The 24,736-nt window shown below is 33.7% G+C and carries 18 protein-coding genes; 2 read left to right on the top strand and 16 right to left on the bottom strand.

Annotated elements, in window-relative coordinates; all coding sequences use genetic code 11:
- Positions 1-8: 8 nt before the first annotated feature.
- The 9 genes from DW114_RS06495 to DW114_RS06455 all read right to left on the bottom strand — a co-directional run bounded on the left by DW114_RS06495 (position 9) and on the right by DW114_RS06455 (position 8,926).
- Positions 9-389, bottom strand: coding sequence for a PTS sugar transporter subunit IIA (locus DW114_RS06495; RefSeq protein ID WP_158552201.1), 381 nt, complete (start codon positions 387-389; stop codon positions 9-11).
- 331 nt (positions 390-720) lie between these two features.
- Positions 721-2,577 (bottom strand): 1,4-alpha-glucan branching protein GlgB, encoded by a 1,857-nt coding sequence (glgB, locus tag DW114_RS06490; protein WP_117452961.1) that lies wholly within the window; start codon positions 2,575-2,577, stop codon positions 721-723.
- Positions 2,578-2,902: 325 nt separating this feature from the next.
- A complete protein-coding gene (locus DW114_RS06485) occupies positions 2,903-3,244 on the bottom strand; it encodes a cupin domain-containing protein (RefSeq protein WP_117453072.1) in 342 nt (113 codons plus the stop codon).
- Positions 3,245-3,359: 115 nt separating this feature from the next.
- A complete protein-coding gene (locus tag DW114_RS06480; protein ID WP_117452960.1) occupies positions 3,360-4,805 on the bottom strand; it encodes a glycoside hydrolase family 1 protein in 1,446 nt (481 codons plus the stop codon).
- Positions 4,802-5,443 (bottom strand): YczE/YyaS/YitT family protein, encoded by a 642-nt coding sequence (locus DW114_RS06475; protein ID WP_117452959.1) that lies wholly within the window; start codon positions 5,441-5,443, stop codon positions 4,802-4,804. Before DW114_RS06475 ends, DW114_RS06480 begins: the two co-directional genes overlap by 4 nt.
- 3 nt (positions 5,444-5,446) lie before the next feature.
- On the bottom strand, positions 5,447-6,883 hold the full coding sequence (locus tag DW114_RS06470; RefSeq protein ID WP_117452958.1) for a glycoside hydrolase family 1 protein: 1,437 nt from the start codon (positions 6,881-6,883) through the stop codon (positions 5,447-5,449).
- A gap of 12 nt (positions 6,884-6,895) precedes the next feature.
- Complete coding sequence (locus DW114_RS06465; protein ID WP_117452957.1) at positions 6,896-7,234, bottom strand: PTS lactose/cellobiose transporter subunit IIA; 339 nt, start codon at positions 7,232-7,234, stop codon at positions 6,896-6,898.
- 22 nt (positions 7,235-7,256) lie between these two features.
- Positions 7,257-8,498: a PTS sugar transporter subunit IIC gene (locus tag DW114_RS06460; protein ID WP_117452956.1), complete on the bottom strand. Its 1,242-nt coding sequence runs from the start codon at positions 8,496-8,498 to the stop codon at positions 7,257-7,259.
- Positions 8,499-8,611: 113 nt separating this feature from the next.
- Positions 8,612-8,926 (bottom strand): PTS sugar transporter subunit IIB, encoded by a 315-nt coding sequence (locus DW114_RS06455; RefSeq protein ID WP_117452955.1) that lies wholly within the window; start codon positions 8,924-8,926, stop codon positions 8,612-8,614.
- Positions 8,927-9,149: 223 nt separating this feature from the next.
- Between DW114_RS06455 and DW114_RS06450 the strand changes: the two genes are divergently transcribed.
- Positions 9,150-11,066: a BglG family transcription antiterminator gene (locus DW114_RS06450; RefSeq protein ID WP_117452954.1), complete on the top strand. Its 1,917-nt coding sequence runs from the start codon at positions 9,150-9,152 to the stop codon at positions 11,064-11,066.
- A gap of 39 nt (positions 11,067-11,105) precedes the next feature.
- Here the strand turns inward: DW114_RS06450 and DW114_RS06445 are convergent, their stop codons facing one another.
- From DW114_RS06445 to DW114_RS06420, 6 genes are all read right to left on the bottom strand, one after another.
- Positions 11,106-11,576 (bottom strand): DUF1307 domain-containing protein, encoded by a 471-nt coding sequence (locus DW114_RS06445; RefSeq protein WP_158552200.1) that lies wholly within the window; start codon positions 11,574-11,576, stop codon positions 11,106-11,108.
- Positions 11,577-11,713: 137 nt separating this feature from the next.
- Positions 11,714-12,313, bottom strand: coding sequence for a carboxymuconolactone decarboxylase family protein (locus tag DW114_RS06440; RefSeq protein ID WP_158552199.1), 600 nt, complete (start codon positions 12,311-12,313; stop codon positions 11,714-11,716).
- A 96-nt stretch (positions 12,314-12,409) separates the two neighbouring features.
- Positions 12,410-12,658: a hypothetical protein gene (locus tag DW114_RS06435; RefSeq protein ID WP_117452951.1), complete on the bottom strand. Its 249-nt coding sequence runs from the start codon at positions 12,656-12,658 to the stop codon at positions 12,410-12,412.
- Positions 12,659-12,715: 57 nt separating this feature from the next.
- Entirely contained in the window at positions 12,716-14,410 is a 1,695-nt protein-coding gene (locus DW114_RS06430) for a phospho-sugar mutase (RefSeq protein WP_117452950.1), read from the bottom strand.
- 163 nt (positions 14,411-14,573) lie between these two features.
- Positions 14,574-15,446 (bottom strand): nucleotidyl transferase AbiEii/AbiGii toxin family protein, encoded by an 873-nt coding sequence (locus DW114_RS06425; protein WP_117452949.1) that lies wholly within the window; start codon positions 15,444-15,446, stop codon positions 14,574-14,576.
- On the bottom strand, positions 15,418-15,981 hold the full coding sequence (locus DW114_RS06420; protein WP_158552198.1) for a type IV toxin-antitoxin system AbiEi family antitoxin domain-containing protein: 564 nt from the start codon (positions 15,979-15,981) through the stop codon (positions 15,418-15,420). The genes DW114_RS06425 and DW114_RS06420 overlap by 29 nt, the downstream gene beginning before the upstream one ends.
- Before the next feature lie 682 nt (positions 15,982-16,663).
- On the opposite strand from DW114_RS06420, the gene DW114_RS06415 reads away from it, so the two are divergent.
- The gene (locus DW114_RS06415; RefSeq protein WP_117452947.1) at positions 16,664-21,064 is read left to right on the top strand and encodes an Ig-like domain-containing protein; all 4,401 of its coding nucleotides are present in this window, start codon (positions 16,664-16,666) and stop codon (positions 21,062-21,064) included.
- Positions 21,065-21,218: 154 nt separating this feature from the next.
- Here DW114_RS06415 and DW114_RS06410 read toward each other — a convergent pair whose 3' ends face one another.
- Positions 21,219-24,581, bottom strand: coding sequence for a diguanylate cyclase (locus DW114_RS06410; RefSeq protein ID WP_117452946.1), 3,363 nt, complete (start codon positions 24,579-24,581; stop codon positions 21,219-21,221).
- Between the last annotated feature and the right edge of the window lie 155 nt (positions 24,582-24,736).

Genomic DNA, 24,736 nt, shown 5'->3' with positions numbered 1-24,736 from the left:
CCTCCTTACTAACTTAAGATATCATCTTTTGTGATAATGCTTTGTATCCCTTTCTCTTTAGCAAACGCACATGCATCTTTTAAATCCTTGATTTCTGTATTTAATACGATTTCAAGTAACATCCCCAGATTGGTACCAGCAATAAATGATACTTGCTCTGATTTAAGTTCCTGAATCAGACTATTGAATGGCGTTCCTCCAACGATATCCAAAAATACTAATGTCTGATCATTCCCGATGCAATCAACAAGTCTTTCACGATAGTCATCCACTGACATATCAGGCTGAAGTCCTAAAGCCTGAATTTCAGGATGCTGTCCTACAATCATCTCCATTGTTGATTTTAATGCGTCAGCGAGATTTCCATGAGTCGCTATGATATATTTCATCATGTCCTCTCCTTTCTATACTCAAAGTATATCATAACATTTCATTTTATCAACAATAAATTTCATTATTATATCATTATATTTCTGTTTTATATCGATAATTTCATTATTTTATGAAACAATGAGATAATTCGAAACATTAAACACTTGATTAACATGCGTATTTACTGTCATTTCATAAGAACAGACGGAATTTACTCACAAATCATCTCATTTTTAAATTTTTTTATGAGATTTTTTCCAAATACTGTAAGCACCGTTATTTCAGCCATTTTAATCATTTCAAACATATAAAAACCATGAAGTATATTAGCCTCATGGTTTTTATAGTTTATTTTGTTGTTTTCTTTTTCGTTTTTGTTACTTTATGTTCCAACATTATGCCACCAAATGGAGGAACATTTACTGTAATCGTAAATGGCTGTTTATTGCATTCACCTTTCACAGATTTCACTTTCTGTTTTTCTGTAATTGCACCACCGAATACATCAGATTCTGTATTGATGATTTCATTATAAGTGCCTGCATAGCCTACGCCAAATGTATGAGCTTTATACGTATTAGGTGAGAAGTTTAGAATAATGATATATTCCCGATCTTCACTTACACGTTTGTAAGTAAACATATTTTCATCAGCATTATCCGCATCAATCCACTGGAAAGACTGCCAATCATATTCTTTTTCATACAGTGTTGGTGTCTTTTTATAGATTTCACCTAATTTTGCGAAATATTTATGGAATGCATCATGTACAGGATATTTCAATAAGAACCAATCACATTCTTTCGTTTCATCCCATTCTCTAAAGTGAGCCAGTTCATTACCCATAAAGTTTAATTTCTTACCAGGATGTGTAAACATATACAGATATAATGTTCTTAACTGTGAGAATTTCTGTTCATAAGTACCCCAGATTTTGTCTACGATTGTTTTCTTTCCATGTACAACTTCATCATGAGAGAATTCCATAATAAATTTTTCAGAATAGAAGTATGCCATAGAGAATGTAATATTATTGTGATGCCATTTACGATAAACAGGATCTTTTTCAAGATACTTCAAAGTATCATTCATCCATCCTAAATCCCATTTATAATCAAATCCTAAACCGCCATCCAGTGTGGATTTCGTAACATTTGGATAATCAGAAGAGTCCTCAGCAATCAGCATGACACCATGGAATTTCTGACTCAGATTCCAGTTCATACGTTTTACAAAGTCAATTGCGCCAGTATTTGCGCCTAATTCTTTATTTCCATGCCAGAAAATCACGTTACTGATTGCATCCATACGTAAACCATCAAAATGATATTTATCAATCCAGAATGCTGCCGCAGACATTAAGAAAGAACGTACTTCTTCTTTCCATAGATTAAAGTTTGCAGTTCCCCATTGAGAATCAGCATCTACAGCTTTCTCATATTCATATAATGGTGTTCCATCAAAATAAGATAGTGAGAAATCATCTCTAACAAAGTGTACAGGCACAAAGTCCATAATCACACCAATTCCTGCTTTATGGCAGGCGTTTACCAAATACATCAAATCTTCTGGTGTACCATAACGTGATGTTGCGCTAAAGTATCCACTACACTGATATCCCCAGCTTCCATCAAATGGATGTTCATTTAATGGCATTAATTCAATATGTGTAAAATTGTTCTCTTTCACATATGCAATCAATTCTTTTGCGATTGCTTTATAATTTACCCACTCTACATCTTCATCTTTTCTCCAGCTGCCAATGTGTAATTCGTAAATATTCACTGGTTTATCAAAGTTTTTATCTCTGGCAGCTAACCATTTTTCATCAGACCATTTCTTATAATTTAAATCCACAACAATACTTGCTGTATTCGGTCTAAGTTCACTATAGAATGCATATGGATCCATCTTATCCACAACACGACCTGTTGCCTGGGTTACACGATATTTATACATATCGCCAACTTTTGCACCACCTACAAAGATTGACCAAATACCCTCTTTATCTTTTCTTTTCATTTGATGACCTTTACAACTCCAGTCATCAAAACTTCCGATTACCTGGATCTTTTCCGCATGAGGCGCAAATGTCGTAAAACAAACACCCTTTACACCTTTTTCCACACATGGATGAGCACCGAAATAATCATAGGCATCTAATGCCTGTCCCTTATAGTAATTATCCACAATTTTATTTTTCACAGTCTTGTCCTCCCTGTCTTTTTCTATCTTCTATTTTACTCTATTTCACTCATAAAATATAGCATTTTTATATATTTTTAGTATTTTTTGTAAAGGGTTACATAATTTTTTGCGTTTTTTACGCATATTTGATTAATATTTCATAATACTTTGAAAACGAAAGTTTTCATGCTTTGATAGTAAAAGTTTTTTATTAATCTTGTTTTATCTGATATATTTTTCCCTCTTTAGGACAACTATTGTCATAGTTTTTTACCATATTTTAAATGCGCTATAATGTGGACAATTACTTCAAAAAAACATGTGCATAAAATCAAGCACATGTTTATTCATTTGGGAACACAACAACTAAACACATTTTGAAAGGTTCAATTGCATATACAGAATGTGGTTTATTTGCAGGCATAACGATGGATTCACATTTTGATAGTTCAAAGACTTTTCCATCAATAGTAAATCTCCCTTTTCCATACAAAACGCTAACCATAGCATCACCACCTGATTCATGCGTACTAATTTCTTCTCCCTGATCAAATCCAAATAATGTAACACTTACAGAACCATTTTGTGCAAGTGTTTTACTTACCACCTGCCCTGGCAGGATATCTATCTGATCAGCCAGACGTACTACTGTTTCATGATTCATATTTTTTATACCATTGTTCATAGGAAAGCCTCCTTGTTTTACAAAGCAAGCATAACATATATTCCATACCAATTCCGTTGTATTTCCAACATACGAAAAAAAAGATGAAGTCATTTGGCCTCATCTTTTCATCTTGTTATAATTCTTCACCATTTGTTTCAATTACATGTTGATACCATGCAAATGAATCTTTTTTCATTCGCTTCTGGCTGCCATTGCCAAAATCATCACGATCAACATACACAAAGCCATAACGCTTACTCATTTCTGCAGATGAAGAACTTACAATATCAATAGGTCCCCATGCACAATATGCAAAGATATCCACACCATCTTTAATACATTCTTTTAATTGTTCAATATGCTTTCTTAAAAAGTCTATACGGTATGGATCATGAATGCTTCCATCACTTTCTACTGTATCTAACGCTCCAAATCCATTTTCTCCAATCATCATAGGTACCTGATAACGGTCCCAGTATTGAGATAAGCAGTTATAAAATCCTAAAGGATCCATGCGCCATTCCCAAGGTGTAGGCTGTAAATTTGGATTTTGTTCAGCATCAGTTGGTGACATCCCATTTTTCGTACTATCCACAATTTTACTTGAATAATAAGATACGGCCAAGAATTCCATAGGATTTTCTTTGATAACTTCTTCATCCCCATCTTCCATATGAATATGGATATCGTGTTCTTCAAAATAACGAAGCGCATAAACTGGATATTCTCCACGTAGCTGTACATCTGTGAAGAAATACTGCATGCGATTTCTCTGCATTGTTAGTACTACATCTTCTGGTTTACAACTTGCTGGGTAATATGTGCAATCTGCAAGCATTGTTCCTAGTTTTGCTTCAGGATCAATTTCTTTTCCTAATGCTTTTACTTTTGCACATGCAACAAACTGATTATGTACTGCCTGATACATCAGTTCTTCCATATTTTCTGCTTGATCATCATAGATTCCCAGTGAACCAAATTGTACTGTAGGTACAAGATTAATCTGGTTACAGACAATCCAATATTTTACTTTGCCTTTAAATCTTTTTAATAACACACTTGCATAGTTCACAAATAAATCAATAACTTTACGATTCGCAAATCCTCCATATTCTGTTACTAGGTATAATGGCATATCATAATGTGACATTGTGATTATTGGTTCCATGCCATCTCTGATAATTTCATCAATTAAATCATCATAAAATTTTAAACCAGCTTCATTGGGCTCTGTTTCATCTCCATTAGGAAATATTCTGGACCAGGAAATACTTGTACGGAAACATTTAAATCCCATCTCTTTCAATAATGCTAAATCTTCTTTATATGTATGATAGAAATTGATTCCATAACGTTTAGGATAGTATCCTACCTGGTCTGCAGCTTTTGCCTTGATTTCTGCTAATGTTCCACCACCTTCTTTTTCGATAAATGCGCGATTTAAATTTTTCGTATATTCATGGATATCAGATGTAGATAATCCTCTTCCATCTTTATCATATTCTCCTTCACTTTGACAAGCAGCAAATGCGCCGCCCCATAAAAAGTTTTCAGGAAATGTCTTAGGTACTAGTTTCATATTGTTTGTTTCTCCTTTATTTTTAATATATTTTGTAATGGTTTATCCATGCTTTTCATAAAGAAATCAGAGCATGGTCCTAGTAATATCAATACTAATATTGTGCCAGTTGCAAAAGTTCCACCTAACAGGATACCAATAATCAGAAAACTTCCATCTATCATCCAGCGAACTTTTGTATATGTCAATTTATATCTTTCCAAAATTGCGAAGGCTAAAGAATCATAAGGATTATAGCCAACATTTGTCTTTGATCCAACTGCAATCGCTATTGCCATTAAAGCTATACCTGTAGACAACATAATGTAACATGCAATTATCTGATCACTTTCAGGTAAAATATTCAATCCAATATTCATTGTTGATGAACTAATCAATGGATATAGAAAGCTTACAATACCAAGTCTTGTTTTATCGATCAGAAAGGTTCCTGCCATCATTGCGTACATGATGATAAATATTGCGATATCCACACGGATTGGTGTGTGATGTTGAATGCCCAAAGCGAAGGTGCTCATTGCATCAGCCCCTAAATCTGCTTTAACAAAACATGCAGTACCAAGCCCCAATATCATAGCACTGATGAAAAACACAATCACATGTCGTATGTATGCTGTAAGGGACAAGTTTTGCTTCATAAATCAGTCTAAATCTTCTCCATTACTGCCAATCACTTTTTGATACCAATAGAAAGAATCTTTTCGAATCCTTGTACATTGTTTTGGATCATCATCGCTGCGATCAACATAGATAAAACCATAGCGTTTCTTAACTCCATTGCTGGTAGATAATAAATCTAACGCAGACCATGGCATATATCCAATGACTTCTGCACCATAGTGAATTGCTTTTTTCATTGCTTTTACATGATCTCTTAAATATGCAATACGATATTCATCATGAACTTTTCCATCTTCAGTCAGCGTATCATAAGCTCCTAATCCATTTTCTGTAATCATTAATGGCCTATTGTAACGCGTATATAAATCACGGAAGATATATTCTAAGCCTGTTGGGTCAATTGCCCAATCCCAATCTGTTGTATCTAGTTCAGGATTTTTACACATTTGATAGAAACCAGGCTGTGTTTCAAAACCTGAAATTTCTCCTTTTTTACCTGATTGATTGAATCCAGACCATCTGCGCTGAGTAGTTTCTGGACAGTATTTTGCACATTCACTTGCATAATAATTTAAGGCAAGGAAATCAGAAATTCCTTCTTTCATTAATTCTTCATCACCTGGTTCCATGATTGGTGCCAGATTATTTTCTTCTAAATAAATCCATGCAGATTTGTTGTAAAAACCTTTGAAGTAAACATCCAGATAATAAGAGTTACGTAAATCATGTGCATTTTGCGCTGCCATGACATCTTCTGGTTTACTGGTCAAAGGATAAACTGGCGCATATCCTAGTGCTGCGCCTGCCATACCACCAGGCACTAATTCATGTACCAGTTTTACAGCTATTGCATGGGCTAAATTCATATGATGATTGATCTGATAACGTAATTGATTGTTGTCTTGTAATTCAGGTCGTATATAACATTTCTGCGTCCAATATTGAACGATAATACTTTGTTCATTGATCGTTAGCCAGTATTTGACATCATCTTTAAATTCATTAATCACAAAGCGGGCATAATGTTCAAAGTCTTTCACAACTTCACGATTTACCCAGCCATCATATTCATCGACAAGTGCCATTGGCAAATCATAATGATATAATGTTACAACTGGTTCCATTCCATTTGCTTTTAATTCATTAATCAAATCATGATAGAATTTTACTCCTTCTGGATTAGGCTCTCCTTTTCCTTTAGGGAAAATACGACTCCATCCAATAGAGAATCGATAACAGTTAAATCCCATTTCTTTAAACAATGCCACATCTTCTTTATAATGATGGTAATGATCAGATGCAATGCTTGCATCTGCAAATCCTGTTTTCTGAGAGTATTCTTTATTGACAACATCCTGTTGCGACAATCCTTTTCCACCTTCTAATGCTGCACCTTCTACCTGATAAGCACTGGTTGCTGCACCCCATAAAAATCCCTTAGGAAATCCTTTTTCCATCTATATAGCCTCCTAGTTATTTTCTATTTTATTATTCATTATTTCAAAGAAATCAATCAGTTCTTTTGCAAGATTCAATTCACTCATGATTGTCATTAACGTATCCTGAGCATGTGCAAATAATAAACATGGTTCATAAGTTTTACCTCTTGTTTCATTCTGAATGACTTCTGTTTGTGAAATATGTGCCTGATGTATGCATTCTTCTGCTTCCTGAATTGTTTCTTTAGCTTGTGTAAAATTAAACTGTTTTGCCTGTTTTAAAGCTATTTCTACTTTAATTCGGGCATCTCCAGCATGCAAGATAATCTGCATTGCCACACTAACCAATTCGTTTTCCATGATATCCATAACCTTACCTCCTAGTTTGTTTCTATGCTATGTTTTTATTTTCTTCTTCTAATTTTTCTTTTTCAAATACCTTGAAGAATGGGTACCAAATTGCGAAGTATACAATGAATAATACAACTGCCCATAAGATACCACGCATATCCTGTGTGATCATAACGGTTGAAATTGGTACTGGTACTTGCCCTACCTGGTTCAATGTTGCTGGAATATTTAATAATCCAAGTTTCATAACAACATATACAATCGTTGGTCCAACAATTGCGTTGATCCACATAGGAAGCATCAATAATGGATTGAATACGATTGGCGCCCCAAACATAATTGGCTCATTGATATTAAAGCATGATGGTCCAATAAAGATTCTACCCAATGTTTTCAACTGTTTAGATTTAGAGAAACACATCATGACATTCAAGGCAAGGGTTGCTCCCATACCACCCATTGTAATTAATGCTGCAGTAAATACTGTTTCACTTGTAGCAATATTCGTTGCTGGAAGTCCTCTAGCAACTAAATCAATATTTTCCTGAATACCAGCTAAGAAAATTGGTGTAGTAACTGCACCAAATAACCAGGAAGAAATACCCATAGTATACAATACAGCTGGAATAAAACAACATAATACAAAGCCTGGATATGTCTGTGCAAAGCTTGCTAGTGGTGAGAAAATCCATAAAACGATTTCAAAGATATCAAAGTTACAGTATTTTGTCAGAATCATACCTAATCCTAAAGTAATCAATGTAGGCAGGATATAATTGATCCATCCAACTACAAAATCAGGAATAGAAGTAGAATCTTGTAATACATGTAATTTTGCATATAAGTTAAAGATGATAGATGTAAATAAACCAGCAACAATTCCTACCGCAATACCAGTTGCACCAAGTCTACCTCCTTGAATAATCATATTACCTGCTTCATCAGTTGTTGGTATGATGAACATCATAAATACAGCCATACATACAATTCCACAATTGGTTGTATAAAATGGATGTCCTAATTTTTCCATACATTGTTGACCAACTACAAATGCCAGAATTAAAGAAATTAATCCAAAGCTATAATCTGCGATCATTCCCAAATCAGGAAGCACAGTGATATATGAGCGGAATACGTTATAGAAATAAATAACAGAGCCAGTTAAGATAAATGGTATAATTTTCTGCATAGAAGCGGATACTGCCGCAATCCATGGTTTACTACAAATCTGATTCATTTTTGGTGCAAACGAATTTGCCAGCCAATTCATAAAACTTTTCATTTTTTTCTCCTCTTTTCTCTTTCTTTTTCTCCATAACTTCTTTATAATGGTTATGAAGAAATCTTTTATGAAGTCTGATTTCTTTAAGCTAAGACATCCCCTCTTAGCTTTTTTTATTTATTGATTGTTTTTACAGCAAGATCTAATAATGCATCCCCATTTAACTGGGCATAAACATCTTGTGGTATTACAACTACTGGTACATTATGTGGATCACATAATGTTTTCCATTTGTCTATTTCTCCACCATAGTGTGGTCCAAGCATAAGAATGCTGATAGATGATAAATAGCTTGCTACATCTGTGTGTGAACGTGCTTCAATTGTCACATCCATTTTCTTCTTTTTTGCTGCCTTTCTTGCCTGATTTGCCAAAAAACCACTTGACATTCCGGCACCGCAACAAAGCATGATAAACATTTTTTCCATGAGGTAATGTTCTCCTTTCCGCTTTTATAAGCTGATGTACCTCGTACGCCTATATTATTTCGTATTTCTTCATATCTCTCAACTTGGCTTTTGCACCACATGGTGAAAAACTCATCAATCATTTTTTTGCACCATGTGGGGAAAACTTTCAGTTGTAACACTTATAATGGTAAATTATAATAGTAATAGAAAACGCAAACGGCTGTATAAGGAGAATCATGTGATGAAGAAGAAACATATAGAATTGTTAAATTATTTGTTAAATCATATAAATGCTACAAGCAAAGAAATAGCAGCTGCTTTATCTATTTCCACACGCTCAGTAAAAAACTATGTGAATGAAATTAATTTATTAAATAAAGAAAAAGTGATTCTATCCAGTAAACAAGGATATACCATTCAGAAAACATTAGCTAGAAATTTATTATCTTCTCATGACGAAGAACTTCCACAAACCAGCGAACAAAGGGGCTTTTATATCATTAAACAGATTATGCTGGAACATTCTTCACACGTGGATATCTTTGATTTATGTGATAGTTTATACGTCAGTTATTCCACAATCAAATCAGATATAGCCAAGATGAATAAGACATTTGCAAATTTTCATATTCATTTTACATGTGAAAATGATGTTGTTCGTCTACATGGAAGTGAAAAAAACAAGCGTAAATTAGTTAGCTATGTCATGTATGAAGAAACAGATCAACAGTTCATGGATGCTGGTATTATCAAAGAAAGCTTCTCTGATGTATCGATTGATAAGGTATCTAATATCATCAGAAATACCTTTCAAAAGTATAATTATTATATCAATGACTTTTCTTTTGTAAATCTATTACTGCATTTTGCAATTATCATTGACCGCATGCAAGAGGGAAATTTATTAGAATCGCAAAACGAAGATTTTTATATTGAAAGTGAAATAGAACGTTCCCTAGTTCTTGAATTATGTCAACAACTGGAAGATGTTTTCCACATTAAATTTAATAAAAATGAACAATTTGAAATTTATATGCTATTCAAGACAAACGCCAATTACTCTATGCCCAGCTCAGAAGAAAACCTAAGGAAACTTGTAGGTAATGAAATTCTCCAGCTAACAAAAGATATTGTGCAGAAGGTTAATGAAAGTTATTTGATTGACTTAAATCATGAAAGCTTTGTTACACCTTTTTCTTTACATCTAAAAAATTTATTACTGCGTGCTAAAAATGAAACTTATACCAAAAATCCAATGGTTGACGCAATTAAATCCAGTTGTCCCACTGTTTATGATATTGCTATTTTTATTTCATTAGAGTTGATGCATCGCTATCAAATAGAAATTAATGAAGATGAAGTCACTTTTTTAGCATTACATATTGGTGCGGAGATTGAACGAGAGAAAACTAACGATAGTAAAATTAAATGTATTTTATTATGCCCTGATTATATGAATATGACTTCAATTATCTACAACAAACTATTAATTGATTTTGGGAATCAAATTAATATCATAAAAACAATATCTTACGAACATGAACTGGAAAAACTGCATTATGATATGTTGATCACGACAGTTCCCTTAAAAAACCAAAATGAACATGAGATCTGTACAATACCACCATTTAATTTTGAATCCAGTTTTTCACATCTTCAACAATGTATTGAAAACTTTAAAATAAATCAAAAAAATTTTATTTTAAAAAAGAATTTTAATGATTTTTTCTCAGAAGAACTCTTTTTGGCAAATCCTTTGGAAAATGAAAAAAATGCAGTATTACATCGCTTATGTGAGCGAATGGTAGAACTTGAATACGTAACATCTGATTTTGAAGAAAATGTTCTCGTACGTGAAAAAGCTGCCTCTACTGCTTTCGTAAATATTGCGATACCACATGCTATGGAAATGGAAGCGTTAAAAACATGTATTGGCGTTGTTATTTCTAAGCAAGGTATTCGATGGGATCAACAATGTATTCACCTTGTTTTATTAGTCGCTATCAATAAGGTGGATAAACGTATTTTTCACGACTTATACGAGGCGCTTGTCATCTTATTCAGTAATGATAAAGTGATGGAATTAGTATCTAAATGTACATCTTTTTCTGACTTTGAAAAATTAATTTACTCTAGTATTTCTTATCATGAGGAATAAAAAAAGCAGTTATATATAAGTAAATATAACTGCTTTTTTTTATAATTCGCATTTAAATCCGCTGGCTTTCATTCCGTTGATAGTTTTATCTAAATCAATTTTAAAACGTTTCCCGTCAATATTTGCCTGTCCATTTGTCACAGTATTATAATCATCTGCGGAAATCTTGGTAAAATCAATTGACATGATTTCTGATACCTGTAATTTTTCTTCATCATATTTCAATTCATAGGTAACGCCTTTCATATCTTTAGTAGAATCTTTCATATTTGCGCTTTCCATGTATTTTTTTGCGAAGTCATAATTTTCTTTATCTTTTGCGGTAATGACTGCATCCTGAGTTTGTTTCACTACAGTTTTATCTTGATAATCATATTTTGTTGTGATATCCATTGTCAATCCATTCTGCTTTGTTGTATTTGTACATGTTGCTGTCTTTGTTTCTACTGCCTTAGATCCACATCCACATAATGTAAGTGCGATCAAAGCCCCTGCTAATAACTTTTTCATAGTATTCTCCATCCTTTCCAATGTAAGGAAAGTATATCATAAAACTATTGAAAAATATCTGTATAAATCAAAATTTAGAAAACGGCTTTTGTAAGCGGTGCTAATTGGACATTAACGCTTATTCATATCTAAAATTTTTACATAGGATAAGCTGATATATGCAATATATGTGCAATACCTGCATGAATAACTCCTACAGGAATATACACAATCAACAACAGGATCATCCCTATTTCATATAATAATGAACTGCGCTGATCTACCTTATCTTTTTGTTTCGTGATTCTTCCTTTTAACGATCCAAAAATAATACCATATGTATTTCCTGCCATGATTACACAGATTGCGCCCATCATGGCTTTTGTTTTTTCTTTGCCATATTCCTGCATTATTTTTTCCTTAGAAGCCTTAGATGGATGTCCTCTTTGATCAGCATATGCCTGCGCGAACAAAATCGCATTCATTTCATCATCTGGAATATCCTTGAATTCACCATTCAACATAGCTATGATTTCATCATGATCCATACCGCTTTCTAATGCCATTTGCGTATGTGCATAAGAACACATTGCGCATCCATTTACCTCAGTTACTGCCAGCATAATACGCTCTTTTAACTGTTCATCTAATACACCAAATTGTATTGCTTTCTTTAATTGTAAAAAGCTTCGTAATGCTCTATATAAAATCATATATGCCTCAAGTGGCTGATATAACTTTTTACCTTTTTGTTTCATAGACATCATTCCTTTTGTTGTTGATATTATATGTCTATTGAAAGGATAACGTCAAAACATTTGCTTCATTTAAAAGAACAGGCATTAACCTGTCCTTTATCCTTTAAGAATATGTAAACAAACACGTAATCGATCTGCAAAGACCATTTCTTTTGGTACTTCTATAATTGTTTCGTCTTCACTTTTATGTACTTTTGCCAATCTTTTTTTGATTTTATGAACGGGCATCTTCTCCATTTTTTCTTCCATCTTTTTCATCGTGCGATAATCTTTGATAAAAGAAATTGCGGCACCTGCTGCAGCACCTACGGCAATCACACTCGCTACTTTTACAATTTTTTTCATATCCGTATCCTTTCTAAAATGGTAAAATGCACCGGCGAACCAGTGCATTTTCTATTTTTATTTGATCATTTCATCCATTGCTTTCTGATAAGCAAGCGTTTTGCTGTGTGCATCTTCTAATGAAGTTCCTTTTACACAGTAATAGAATTTACATTTTGGTTCTGTTCCACTTGGACGAATCGCAATCCAGCTTCCATCTTCCAGATAGTATTTCAATACATCAGATTTTGTAAATCCAGTTAATTCACTTTCTTTACCATCTTCAACGATACGACATTCTTTATAGTCTTCAAAACGTGTAACTTTTACACCATTGATAGCTTCCACATCGCTTGTACGAAGTGTTGCTAAGATTTCCTGAATGCGGGCAGCACCTTCTTGTCCAGCAAGTTTCAAAGAAGTCTGACTTTCTTCATAATAACCAAGTTCTGCATACAAATCATAAAGAACATCTACTAATGTTTTTCCTTTTTCTTTGTAGTAGCAAGCTGCTTCTGCAAGCATCAGGCAGGCCTGTGGTGCATCTTTATCACGTACGAATGGTTTGATTAAAGAACCATAGCTTTCTTCATATCCAAAAACATATTGTTTTTCATTTGTTTTTTCGTATTTTGCAACTTTTTCACCGATAAATTTAAATCCTGTCAATGTTTTTTCTGTAGCTACACCATATTTATCTGCGATTTTTTCTCCTAAATCACCAGTGACAACAGTATTAAACATAACTGGATTATTTGGCATACGGTCTTTATCAATCAATTGAGAGAAAATATATTCAATCAATACAGCACCACTCTGGTTACCAGTTAATAAGTGCCATTCACCTTCATGTTTTACGCCTACACCCATTCGGTCAGCATCTGGATCACATACCAGAATAATATCAGCGTCTTCACGTTTTGCATATTCCAATGCTAAATCATATGCGCCTTTTTCTTCAGGGTTTGGTGTTGGTGTATTTGAAAAATCTGGATCTGGTGTACATTGTTCTTCAACTGCAACAAAGTGATATCCAGCTCTTGTATACACTTCTTTTACAGGAATATTTGCTGTACCATGTTCTGGTGTAAAGATGATTTTTACATTATCTTTATTAACATTTGGGTTCAACTGAATACTCAATACATTTTCATAGTACTCTTCATCAACATCTTTTCCAATGACAGTAATCAGTTTTTCCTGATCTGCAGATGGATTTGCGGTAATTGCAAGTTCATCTTCTACTGCATTAACACGATCAATAACCTGTTGTGCAAGTGCTGGAACTAACTGACAACCTTTTTCATCATATAATTTGTATCCATTATATTCTTTAGGGTTGTGTGATGCCGTAACCATAATACCACCAAAGCAATTAAAATGACGTACTGCAAAGCTTAATTCAGGAGTTGGTCGTAAACTCTCAAATACATAGCTTCTAATATTGAAAGTTGCTAATACCTTCGCAGAATCCATAGTGAATTCATATGACATATGACGATTATCATAACCGATTGCCACACCACGTTCCATAGCTTCTTTACCATGTGCTACGATATATTCAGCAAATCCAACATTTGCTTTACGAATCGTGTGAATATTGATACGGTTAGTACCAGGTCCTAATAGTCCCCTCATTCCTGCGGTACCAAACTCGATGGTCGTATAAAAAGCATCTGATTTTTCTTTTTCATCCATGTTTTCTAATACTTCTTTATAAGAAGGATCAAGGTTAGGATGATGTAACCATTTTTCGTAAACATCTTTGTACATATTTCTATCGTCCTTTCCGTTCTCTGGTTCCATTATATCATATTTATCATTGGTTTTCTCACTAAATTGCATTTAAATGTAAGCGAATACATATTTTAATGATAAAAAGATTACCATTTTATATAAACGATATCTATAAAGTTTTATTTTTTTGAATACCCCTCTACATTACATAATCCCCTTCTAACATTAATGCTAATAGTTGATCAATATCGTCCAACATTTCTTTAAACGAAAGATTCTTCGCATATGTATGTTTCTTTGAGTAATTTCGCCATCGTTGATTCATAAGCTCATTCTTCCTTATTTCTGATAAAGTTTTTTCCATATCGCTTTTATCAAAATTTGTTTTTCTGTGATGGAATGTCTTTTGTACTGCATCAAAAAGGTGATGATGATTTATGTCTTTTTTACGAGTTGTTAGGATGATATGGATATCATAAAAATCTTTACATCTGCTATTCATTATGCCATTATTATATATCGCATGCAATTTTTCAGCTAATATCGTTTCTAGATTATATGCTGGTATATCGATCACCATATGATCAATCAAAGTCACATAGGAATATGATATTTTATCCGGTGTAATAGGATCACCAGTAGCTATATCAATAGAAAATCTTTCTTTGATATTAAACATTTTCGCAATAAAAGTAACATGAAATCCTTCATAGTCCTCTATCTTTTTTATATCACTAATATCCATAATTTCATATGTAACATCTTGGTCATTTACATGTGCAATAATATTTTCAACAATGGATCTAATATTTTCATGATTCAAAGGAATTTTCTGGATATTAAAATCTATATCTGTAGTTGTTCGTGTACTTAATCCTAAAATAGAAGAAAGTAAAAAGCCGCCTTTAAACACAAAATAATTCTGATAGTCACTTAATGAAATTCTTTTTATAAATTCTTCCATGAAAAAGAATAACAATAATGTATTGTAATTAATATTTTGTTCCTTGGCTATTTTCATTAGATGATAGCGTAGTTTTTGCTTATCCATTGGCAAGTACCATAAGATCATCTAATTTCTTCTGTATTTTCATAATATTTGCGTATTCATACAAGTTACTTAAATTCTTATCATTGCAAGCTAAATACATATAGATGGCCTTCCGAAATATTTCTTCATCAATATCATTCCTATGTTTTATCAAATCACAAATCGTACGTTCTTTATCGTAGACTCTTACTTTATTTCCATAAGCCGTTTCTACTTCTGTTAAGCCTAAATAAAAATATTTCTTATCAACGAAGTGTATTTCAATATCATTCTTTTTCATACTATGAGGATTATATCCTTTATACATTGTAACCTCAATTTTGTATGGAATGCGATCAGTTATTTTATGAAGATATAAAGCTGATTGATATGAGTAGATACTCTTTTTATACTTATTTTGAAAAAAATAATAATCATCTAAATCTCCATCATTGGAAATATAAATACCTCGATCGATTTTTTCCAACTTTTTTTCTTTTATCATTCTTGAAATATATATAAAAGGAATATTCATTTTTTTGCACTCTCGTGTGGTCAATATACCATTATTTTTCATAAGCAAACCATCTATAACTTCCATATTTGACATTTTATCAGTCCTTTCTATTTCACTTTAAATCATAACTTTATCTTTTTGTTCTCTTTATGCTAACATTATAACATTTTGTTAGCATAAATAGAACATTTATCCTTAACCTACTTATTTTTATCTTTTATATCACATACCTTTCCTTCTCTAATCTTTATGGATTTCCATTTTTTAAGTTAACGCGTTATGGATAGTTTAACATGTTTTTTTAGATTTGCAATAAGATTTTTTACATTTATTCAGGATAATTTTGCATTTATTAATTTTATGTCATTTATTTGATAATATTATACATTTATATATATAATATAAATGAAACTTTTTTTGTATTTTAAATGACGGAAAATGATACACTTTTTTGACGTTTCATTAATTATTTATCATAAAAATGTTTGTTATATGCTCACATGATGCAACAAATCATACACACTCATCGTTTATTGTGTATGATTTATTGCACATATAAATAATATAATTTCATATATATCCTATTTTTAAGTAAACCGGTTTTGCACTTTTTCTACTATTCACAGCAGTTTCTTCTCATATTTTTTATTTTATCCATGAAAACGCTTGCATTAATTTCAATAATCATCTAGAATATCTCTATGCATTAGTAAACCGGTTTATATGCAGTTGGGAGGTTCATATGTTAACAAAAATGAAAAAATGGATGTGTCTTGGATTTTCCTTTCTGTTGATTTGTTTCTCTGTCTTAGGCAGTACAAACATATTGGCGCAAGAAAAGAAAAACTACATCGCTAACCCAGAATTTCAGGATGTGGATGGAAATTCGCAATTTGATTCCTGGAATTACTGGAGCTCTGGGGGATCAGGCCGTGCGCAAAGCAGTGCTGATCAGGGTATTTTAACAATCAGTGCTAGTGGAGAGAATCTTGTTTTAAATCAGATATTATCGAATGTAACAGCAGAAAACAGCTATCATTTTCATGCCACATTAAAAACAGAAAAATTCACTCATGGAGCCGCAATCATTCGTTATCAATTTTTAAACAAATCCAACCAATCTTTATCAACAACAGAAATTGTAAAAGTCATGAACAATCAGGATTGGAAGGATATTGGTCAGGATATCACGATTCCAAAATCTGTGGATAATTCAAAATTCACGGATACGCTTGTCGCAAAAGTAAAACTAGAAATCATGGTATCATCGCCAACGACTGGCGTTATGCATGTAAAAAATCTTCGATTAGAAGATTCCATACAGCCAGCGCAAGATAACCTTTTGATAAATCCTACTTATCAGGATACCAATCAAGATGGTAAAATTGATCATTGGAATTACTGGCCTGCGACTGGTGATTATAAAGTAGCAGCAAAACAAGGTATCTTGACAATGCAAACGAATAATACAAATATTACATTGCATCAAAGCGTCATGCTTTCTTCAGAACAATTAAACAAAAAATATCATTTTGAAGGTGATATCGCTTCTGAAGATCTAAAAAGCGGTACAGCATCTTATCGTATCCAGATTGTAGATTGTTCTAATCGCAGCCTTATGGTGCTAGATACAAATATGAAAATAAAAGACACCACAGACTGGCAGCACGTTCAACTTGATTTTGATGTACCAGATACGCTAAATGGCTCTACCGTTGCGGGTATCAAGCTGGAGCATATCGTATCTAAATCTACTGGGACTGCCTATTTCAAAAATATAAAAGTATCATGCATTGGTGAAATGGATAAACATGAAGAAGGCGATCCTATGAATAGTCTTATATTCAATGGTGGATATGAGAAAGTGAATGGAACAATGCCTGAAAGCTGGAGCTTATGGAAAAGCAGCGGTGGTCTAAATGTGGAAAGTGATGAACATGTATTTAAAAATGGTTATCGCAGTGTACATATTCATGATGTTTCTTCTACCACACCATCAAGAGGAACGATTTACCAAAGTATTTCCCCAGTTTCTGATGAGATACAAATGCATGCTTTAAAAATATCTCAATGGATAAAAACAAAAGATTTTACTGGAAAAGGTTTATCTATTCGTTTACAATATGTCGCAGAAAATGGCAGTATACCAACCATGTATACGCAAATACTTCCTGTATCCAATACACAGGACTGGACACAGTATACGTATACAATTGATCTGCCGCCATTACCATTAAAAAGTATAAAACTGGAATATTTATATGATGAATCAAATGGTGATGTCTGGATTGATGATACATTAGTAAATGGATATATGAAAGCTGAAAACATTGAAATCACGCCTGCTTCCTGTATCATGAACGTTAATGATACGTTACAATTATCCGCTGATATTACACCAAAACAAGCAACCATATCTACACTGACTTTTGAAAGCAGTGATACATCGATTGTTTCTGTTGATGATCAGGGGCTGTTACATGCTTTGAAAAATGGAATGGCTGTTATTTGTGTGAAGCATGTAGATGGTATTGAAAAGGAAATCGCGGTAGTGGTAAATCCACAGGGAAAAGAGAATGCTCCCATCCATTTCACTACTAAAATGAATACCATGATTACAAAGAAATTACCGGCAAATGCTGAACTGCTTGCTTCCCCATCTCATGGCACGGTAATATTAGATCATGATCAAATGTCTTATTATCCTGAAAAAGATTATACAGGATCAGATGCTTTTACATTCGTCTTAAAATCAGAAGATGGTTCTGTTGCTTTACAGCCTGTAAATGTTGATGTCACTGCAGTCAATGAAGCTCCGCAAATGGAGAAACTCATTCTTCAGATGAATATGAATGAGCCGGTATCTGGTAAATTTCAGGCGATGGACAAGGAGCATGATTCTTTAAGTTATACGTTATTACAACCTGGATCTCATGGTACATTTGACATTCATGATGACACGTATACTTATACACCAGAAAAAGATTATCATGGATATGATCATGCAATGATTCAGGTAAAGGATACTTATGGCAATATTACAAACAGTGAAGTTATAATCTATATTGCTAACACACCTCAAGCACTCATCCAATCTGTAAAAGATGAGCATCCTCGACTTTTAGCTACTGCAAATGATTTTGATCATATCCGCACAAACATCCAAAAGGATACAAATGCCAAAGCATGGTATCAGGATGTATTACATACTGTTGATCCTTTACTAGAAAAACCGGTTGTTCCTTATCAGTTAAGTGATGGGGTGCGTTTGGATACACAGGGGTCTAAAGATGTTGTAAATCTTGCCTTTGTATGGCAAATCACACATGATGAAGCATATGCCAAACGCGCATGGAAAGAACTGGATTCCTTATGTCGTCAATATCCAGACTGGCATCCTGATCACTTATTAGATACAGCTATGACAGCAAATGGTGTAGCGATCGCCTATGACTGGCTATATGATTATTTAAATGAGGAGCAACGTAATGAAGTATCAAAAGCATTATATGAAAAAGGACTACAGGTTGCCTTGAGCGAATATAATGCAAATCATCGTTTTGTGACTGATGGATATAACTGGAATTTTGTCTGTAATTCTGGTTTTGCGACAAGTGCTCTTGCATTAGCGCATCATGAAAATCCTGATTATCGTAACTTATCTGGTATCATTCTTCAAAAAGCCTATCGTTCCATTCAATACGGACTTCCTCAATATGCACCTCAAGGAGATTCTCAGGAAGGTATTTCTTATTGGGATTATGGCACTAGATATCTAGTATCCTTCTTATCCTGTATCAGCTCAGCAACAGGTGAAAATGAATTTTTAGCTACACCTGGATTAAAAGAAACAGCATTATTTCCTATCTATATGAGTGGAAAAGCAGGTACCTACAATTATTCTGATAATGATATGATGGATGCTGCCGGTTACTTAAATCTATGGTTCGCAAAGATTTACAATGAGCCATCTTATACTTGGTATCATAAATACTATATGGAACAAAATCCACACAGTGCCAATATCTATGATTTACTATATTATGATCCATCCCTGTATCAGGGAGAAACACCCGTTCAATTAGACAAGCAATATGATGCACAATCCATCATCACAATGCGCCATGATTTCACAGATCCTGATTCTTCCTTTTTAGGTTTTAAAGGTGGATATAATGGTGCACCACATGGTGATTTAGATATTGGAAGCTTTGTCTATGATGTTGATGGTGAACGCTGGGCATTAGATTTTGGAAAAGAGAATTATAATCTACCCGGTTATTGGGATATGAATCAAGAAGGACTTCGCTGGCAATATTATCGTAAGAATGCCTTAGGACATAATACGCTGGTAATTCATCCTGAAAATGGCGCAAATCAAAGCTTACAGGTAAAATCTAACGTCATAGAAAGTCAGTTGAATGAACAAAATGGTGGATATGGTATCCTTGATATGAGTGATGCTTATCAAAAATATGCCGTTGATGTAAAACGTGGTTTTGCTTATTTTCATCGAAATGAAGTTTTGATTCGTGATGAATTTACTTTAAAGCATAAAGATGATATCTATTGGCAAATGCACACCGATGCAGATGTTACAATTGCAGAAGATGGACAAAGTGTTATCTTAAGCAAAAATGGAAAGCAGGTCAAACTGATGTTAATAGATGAACAACATCTTGGACAACGTTTTGAAGTCATGGATGCGAAAGCTTATCCGGGTATCACAACTGCACCTAATCAAAGTGAAAATACCGGTGTACACAAACTGTTTATTCATTCTATTGCTAAAAAAGGGACTTTCAATGTATGGATCATGCCTTTGAATCAAGATAATCAGGATATGCCAGAAATTCTTCCATTATCCAAATGGCATCAATATGATTTTAAAGGTACGAAAAAACCTGATGCAACTCCTGATGATGAAAGCAACACACCTGTTGTAAAACCAGATCATCCAGATACTACACCTGATGCTAATACTCCTTCAGACACTATAAATACAAATCATTCTCAACAAAATATCCACAACAAAGTTGATACCAGCGATCATACCCATATAGATCGCATAGTATTATTATTTAGCGCATCTGTTGTATTATTAGGCTATATTCTGTATCGTAAAAAAGCAATGAAGAAGTAAATCTTTCACCATAACAGCATATGTTATGGTGTTTTCTTTATATTACAGTCATACATATTTGTTCGTTTTATGCTAACTTTTATTATTTTTGTTAGCACAAAGAGAACACATCCTATATAAAAAGAATCCATCCGTAGACAGATTCTCTTCATGGCTATTCGCCATAAAAACCATAATTGTTTTTTCCACGTTTCTTTACTTGATATAACGCCTCATCTCCATGCTGATACAAAGATGTAAAATCTATGCCATGTAGGGGTGCCAGCGAAATACCAATCGTCGCAGAGATATGTACAATTTGATTTTCTCCTTTTACCTTCATACGCAGATGTTCACATAGCATTTCTGCTTTCTTTTCCGCAATTTCTCTTGTTGTGTGCTTCATAAAGACCACAAACTCATCTCCACCGACTCTTCCAGCGATATCTTCAGAACGGAATAAAGTTAAAATACGCTGACTGATTTCATGAATTACTTCATCTCCCATCGCATGTCCCAAGGTATCGTTGACATGTTTAAAGTTATCAATATCAATTAAGAAGAATGCGCATGATGTATCGGGATGCTCATTTAGATACTGTGCAATCATTTGTTGTGTGGTAACCTTATTAAACATACCTGACAATAAATCTTTTTGTGCCTGATCAATCAATCGTACTTCTTTTTCCTTTTCCTCCGTAACATTTTGTATATTACAAATCGCTAGAATATCATGACTTTCTTTTGACTGTAATAAGTGAATAATCGTATTTACCCAGATATAACTGGAGGACTGTCGATTGATTCGGCGTCGATAAGTAATACGCTCTCTTAATAATCCCTGTTCAAAATGTTCTAACAGACGTTTTCGATCCACAACTTTCGCAAAAGCGGCAGCATCATCTGGGTGGACATATTCTGATTCAATCCAGCTGTTGACTGCATCAAAATCATCACTTGGTATTAACATATCCTGTTTCCAGCGTTCATGCCCTTCCACAAATTTATTTCTGGACAGATTGATGACATAGAAATCTATTGCATCTTTTAAGATGGTTGCCCTTAATGTAGATTCTTTATCTGCGAATTGCTCCAGCTCTTTTTGTTCACTGATATCATGCAGGATACCAACTGCTTTTCTTGGATCATGATGATCATCGAATATCGTTACTAGTTTCAAGGAGAACCAGCGATTGCGATATCCTGCCTTTTGTAAACGGAATTCACAATATGCCTGTTTTTCTCCTAATTCAACCTTATAGAAACAATCCATAACAACGCCACGATCATCTTCATGGATCATGGAAAATTTCTGTATATCCTGTGGTATACCCTCAATACATTTTGGTATATGATACTTATCTTCAATCATATCATTATCATGCTTGATACAATGCTCCTTGATCAGATAATCAAATACAATACTATTCGTATTGGATACTGCGATTCGATAACGTTCTGCGTTAATTCTGATTTCTTCATTCTGTTTCTTTTCTTTACTGATATCCATACAGATCCAGATAATCCCATCCTGTAAATCTTTATATTGCTCCTTGATGTGTTTTCCTTTGCTGGATACCCAGATCAACTGGTTTTTACTAATCATGCGATATTGTACATCAATGGTTTCTTTATAATCTAACTGACGATGTATTTCATCTTTCAGCTTATCATTTACCTGAATTGGCACAAAGTCTAATAAATGAACACCCTGTGCAATTCTTTCATCATCTAATTCAAATGTATCCTTAAACACAGCATTCGTATATAGAATTTTAAACCGATCATCAAACTTTGTCACCAGCATCATACCATTCATATTCTCAGAAATATAACGCAATTCCAGATTCTTTTCATCTAATTGTTTTCGTATCTTTTCCTGTTCTGTAACATCAATTAATACGTTACAGAATTTCTCCTTCTGATGGTATTTGATCAATTCCCCACAATGATAAATACTGACATATCCTTTATTTTTGGTTTTAAGATGGTAATGAGTTTCAAAGTGAGTCTGTTTTTGTGTAAGTACATGTTGTTTCAGTTGATAGAAAGCTTCCTTATCATCCTCTCTGATCATAGCGGATAATGATTGATGGAAATCCTTTCTGATTTCTTCTTGTGTATATCCAACAATTTCAAGGAAACGATCACTCATTACCTGTATCGTACAGTCTGCATCATCATCACACAACAACACACCACCTGGTATATTATCAATTAGTGTCGCAAGTTCTTTTTCCTTCTCTATGACTTCTGAGATATTCTGGAAGGTTTCTATGAATCCAATCGTTTCGTTTTTTTCATTTTGTAAGAGCGAAGAATTTACCATGTAGGTACAATCATCCCTGATAAAAGAGCTGATTGGATTTTTATGATGCAACAGACGACACACAGCACAGTTCTGGGTATGGCAGTTTTGGGTTTTCCAGATAGAACATGGTTTACCAACCACCTCTTTTAAGTCTTTTTGTATCATATGTAATGCTGCCTCGTTCATAAAGGTAATATTTTTATCTTTATCCATAATCGTAATTGGTGATGGCACCTTATTCATGACATAGTGAAAATAGCGATTGCTTTTCTTAAGCTGATTGTTACTGCGGTAACGACTATAGAAAAATACAGCACTTAAGGCGATAAAACATGCGCCTACCTTGCCAAATAAAATTAATGCTTCTTTTTGAATATCAGAAGAATATGCAGATACCAGTTCTTTTGGCAGTTCACTAACAATATACCAGTTCTGGATACCAATCGGTGCATAGTATAATTCATGTTCTTTATCATTTAATGATATGTTCACAAAGCCACTTTTCTGTGCCTTGATATCCGCAAGAAATTGCTCATAGCTTGCGCCTTTCAAAAAATGGGCAGCGTTTAGTGTGTCCTGAATCATTTCATCCTGAAACAGCTGTTTTTCATGTTTGGCCTGGTACAAGAAAAGACCATCCCCGTTCATTACATTAAAATAGCTTTTTCCCTGAAAGATAGAGCTATTTAACATTTTTGATAAATGAGCTGGCTGATAAACACAGCGCAAGCCTGCGATCACCTGATTATCCTTATAAATCGGGATAATGGTACTATAAGAAATACCAGCTTCCACCTGTGTTTTTTCAATTTTCGTATGTACGATTTTCCCCTGCATAACCTCATCCAGATATTCTGAATCATTTATTTTTAATATATGACCATCACTGGTATATGTCATCTTATTTGGTAAATCAATAGCTAATCTCAAAATTTCTTCTTCCTGCTTTTTTACAACCGAGTCTAAATACTGTATATTTTCTTCGCATGTTAATGTGTCACTCCATGTCAGATTGTCCGCTATATCTTTTAAATGATTGCTATCATCTTCTAACCCATGCAAAATTAGTTCCACATGCTGATTGGCAGACTCCTTTAAACGTTCTTCATTGGAATCCTCACTAATGCGATAAACGTCTTTAGCATACTGGTAAAAAAAGAAGATTTCAGCGAAAGCGAAAACAATGAATAAGGCGATAAAAAATCTTAATGTTTGTTTCTGTTTCACGTACGGTTGCCCCTTTCTTTTTCATATCCTCTAATATTCTTATAGCACATTTTACAACAGAAATAAACATAAAAAAAGCTATTTTTATGAACTTTGTATTTATTAAATGTAAACTAATCATAACGATATATTTTTATGAATTTTGTTGTGCTTTG

The organism is Absiella sp. AM09-50 (assembly GCF_003433845.1).
Taxonomy (GTDB): Bacteria; Bacillota_I; Bacilli_A; order Erysipelotrichales; family Erysipelotrichaceae; genus Hoskinsella; species Hoskinsella hominis.
This window is presented reverse-complemented; position numbering and strand designations above follow the sequence as displayed.

Bases quoted from the DNA above. Each gene is read 5' to 3' on its own strand.
- DW114_RS06495 (WP_158552201.1), bottom strand. From the start codon at position 389: ATGAAATATATCATAGCGACTCATGGAAATCTCGCTGACGCATTAAAA.
- DW114_RS06460 (WP_117452956.1), bottom strand. From the start codon at position 8,498: ATGAAAAGTTTTATGAATTGGCTGGCAAATTCGTTTGCACCAAAAATG.
- DW114_RS06440 (WP_158552199.1), bottom strand. From the start codon at position 12,313: ATGAAACAAAAAGGTAAAAAGTTATATCAGCCACTTGAGGCATATATG.
- DW114_RS06470 (WP_117452958.1), bottom strand. From the start codon at position 6,883: ATGGAAAAAGGATTTCCTAAGGGATTTTTATGGGGTGCAGCAACCAGT.
- DW114_RS06465 (WP_117452957.1), bottom strand. From the start codon at position 7,234: ATGGATATCATGGAAAACGAATTGGTTAGTGTGGCAATGCAGATTATC.
- DW114_RS06430 (WP_117452950.1), bottom strand. From the start codon at position 14,410: ATGTACAAAGATGTTTACGAAAAATGGTTACATCATCCTAACCTTGAT.
- DW114_RS06485 (WP_117453072.1), bottom strand. From the start codon at position 3,244: ATGAACAATGGTATAAAAAATATGAATCATGAAACAGTAGTACGTCTG.
- DW114_RS06425 (WP_117452949.1), bottom strand. From the start codon at position 15,446: ATGATCTTATGGTACTTGCCAATGGATAAGCAAAAACTACGCTATCAT.
- DW114_RS06455 (WP_117452955.1), bottom strand. From the start codon at position 8,926: ATGGAAAAAATGTTTATCATGCTTTGTTGCGGTGCCGGAATGTCAAGT.
- DW114_RS06480 (WP_117452960.1), bottom strand. From the start codon at position 4,805: ATGAAACTAGTACCTAAGACATTTCCTGAAAACTTTTTATGGGGCGGC.
- DW114_RS06475 (WP_117452959.1), bottom strand. From the start codon at position 5,443: ATGAAGCAAAACTTGTCCCTTACAGCATACATACGACATGTGATTGTG.
- DW114_RS06420 (WP_158552198.1), bottom strand. From the start codon at position 15,981: ATGAAAAATAATGGTATATTGACCACACGAGAGTGCAAAAAAATGAAT.
- DW114_RS06415 (WP_117452947.1), top strand. From the start codon at position 16,664: ATGTTAACAAAAATGAAAAAATGGATGTGTCTTGGATTTTCCTTTCTG.
- DW114_RS06435 (WP_117452951.1), bottom strand. From the start codon at position 12,658: ATGAAAAAAATTGTAAAAGTAGCGAGTGTGATTGCCGTAGGTGCTGCA.
- DW114_RS06450 (WP_117452954.1), top strand. From the start codon at position 9,150: ATGAAGAAGAAACATATAGAATTGTTAAATTATTTGTTAAATCATATA.
- DW114_RS06445 (WP_158552200.1), bottom strand. From the start codon at position 11,576: ATGAAAAAGTTATTAGCAGGGGCTTTGATCGCACTTACATTATGTGGA.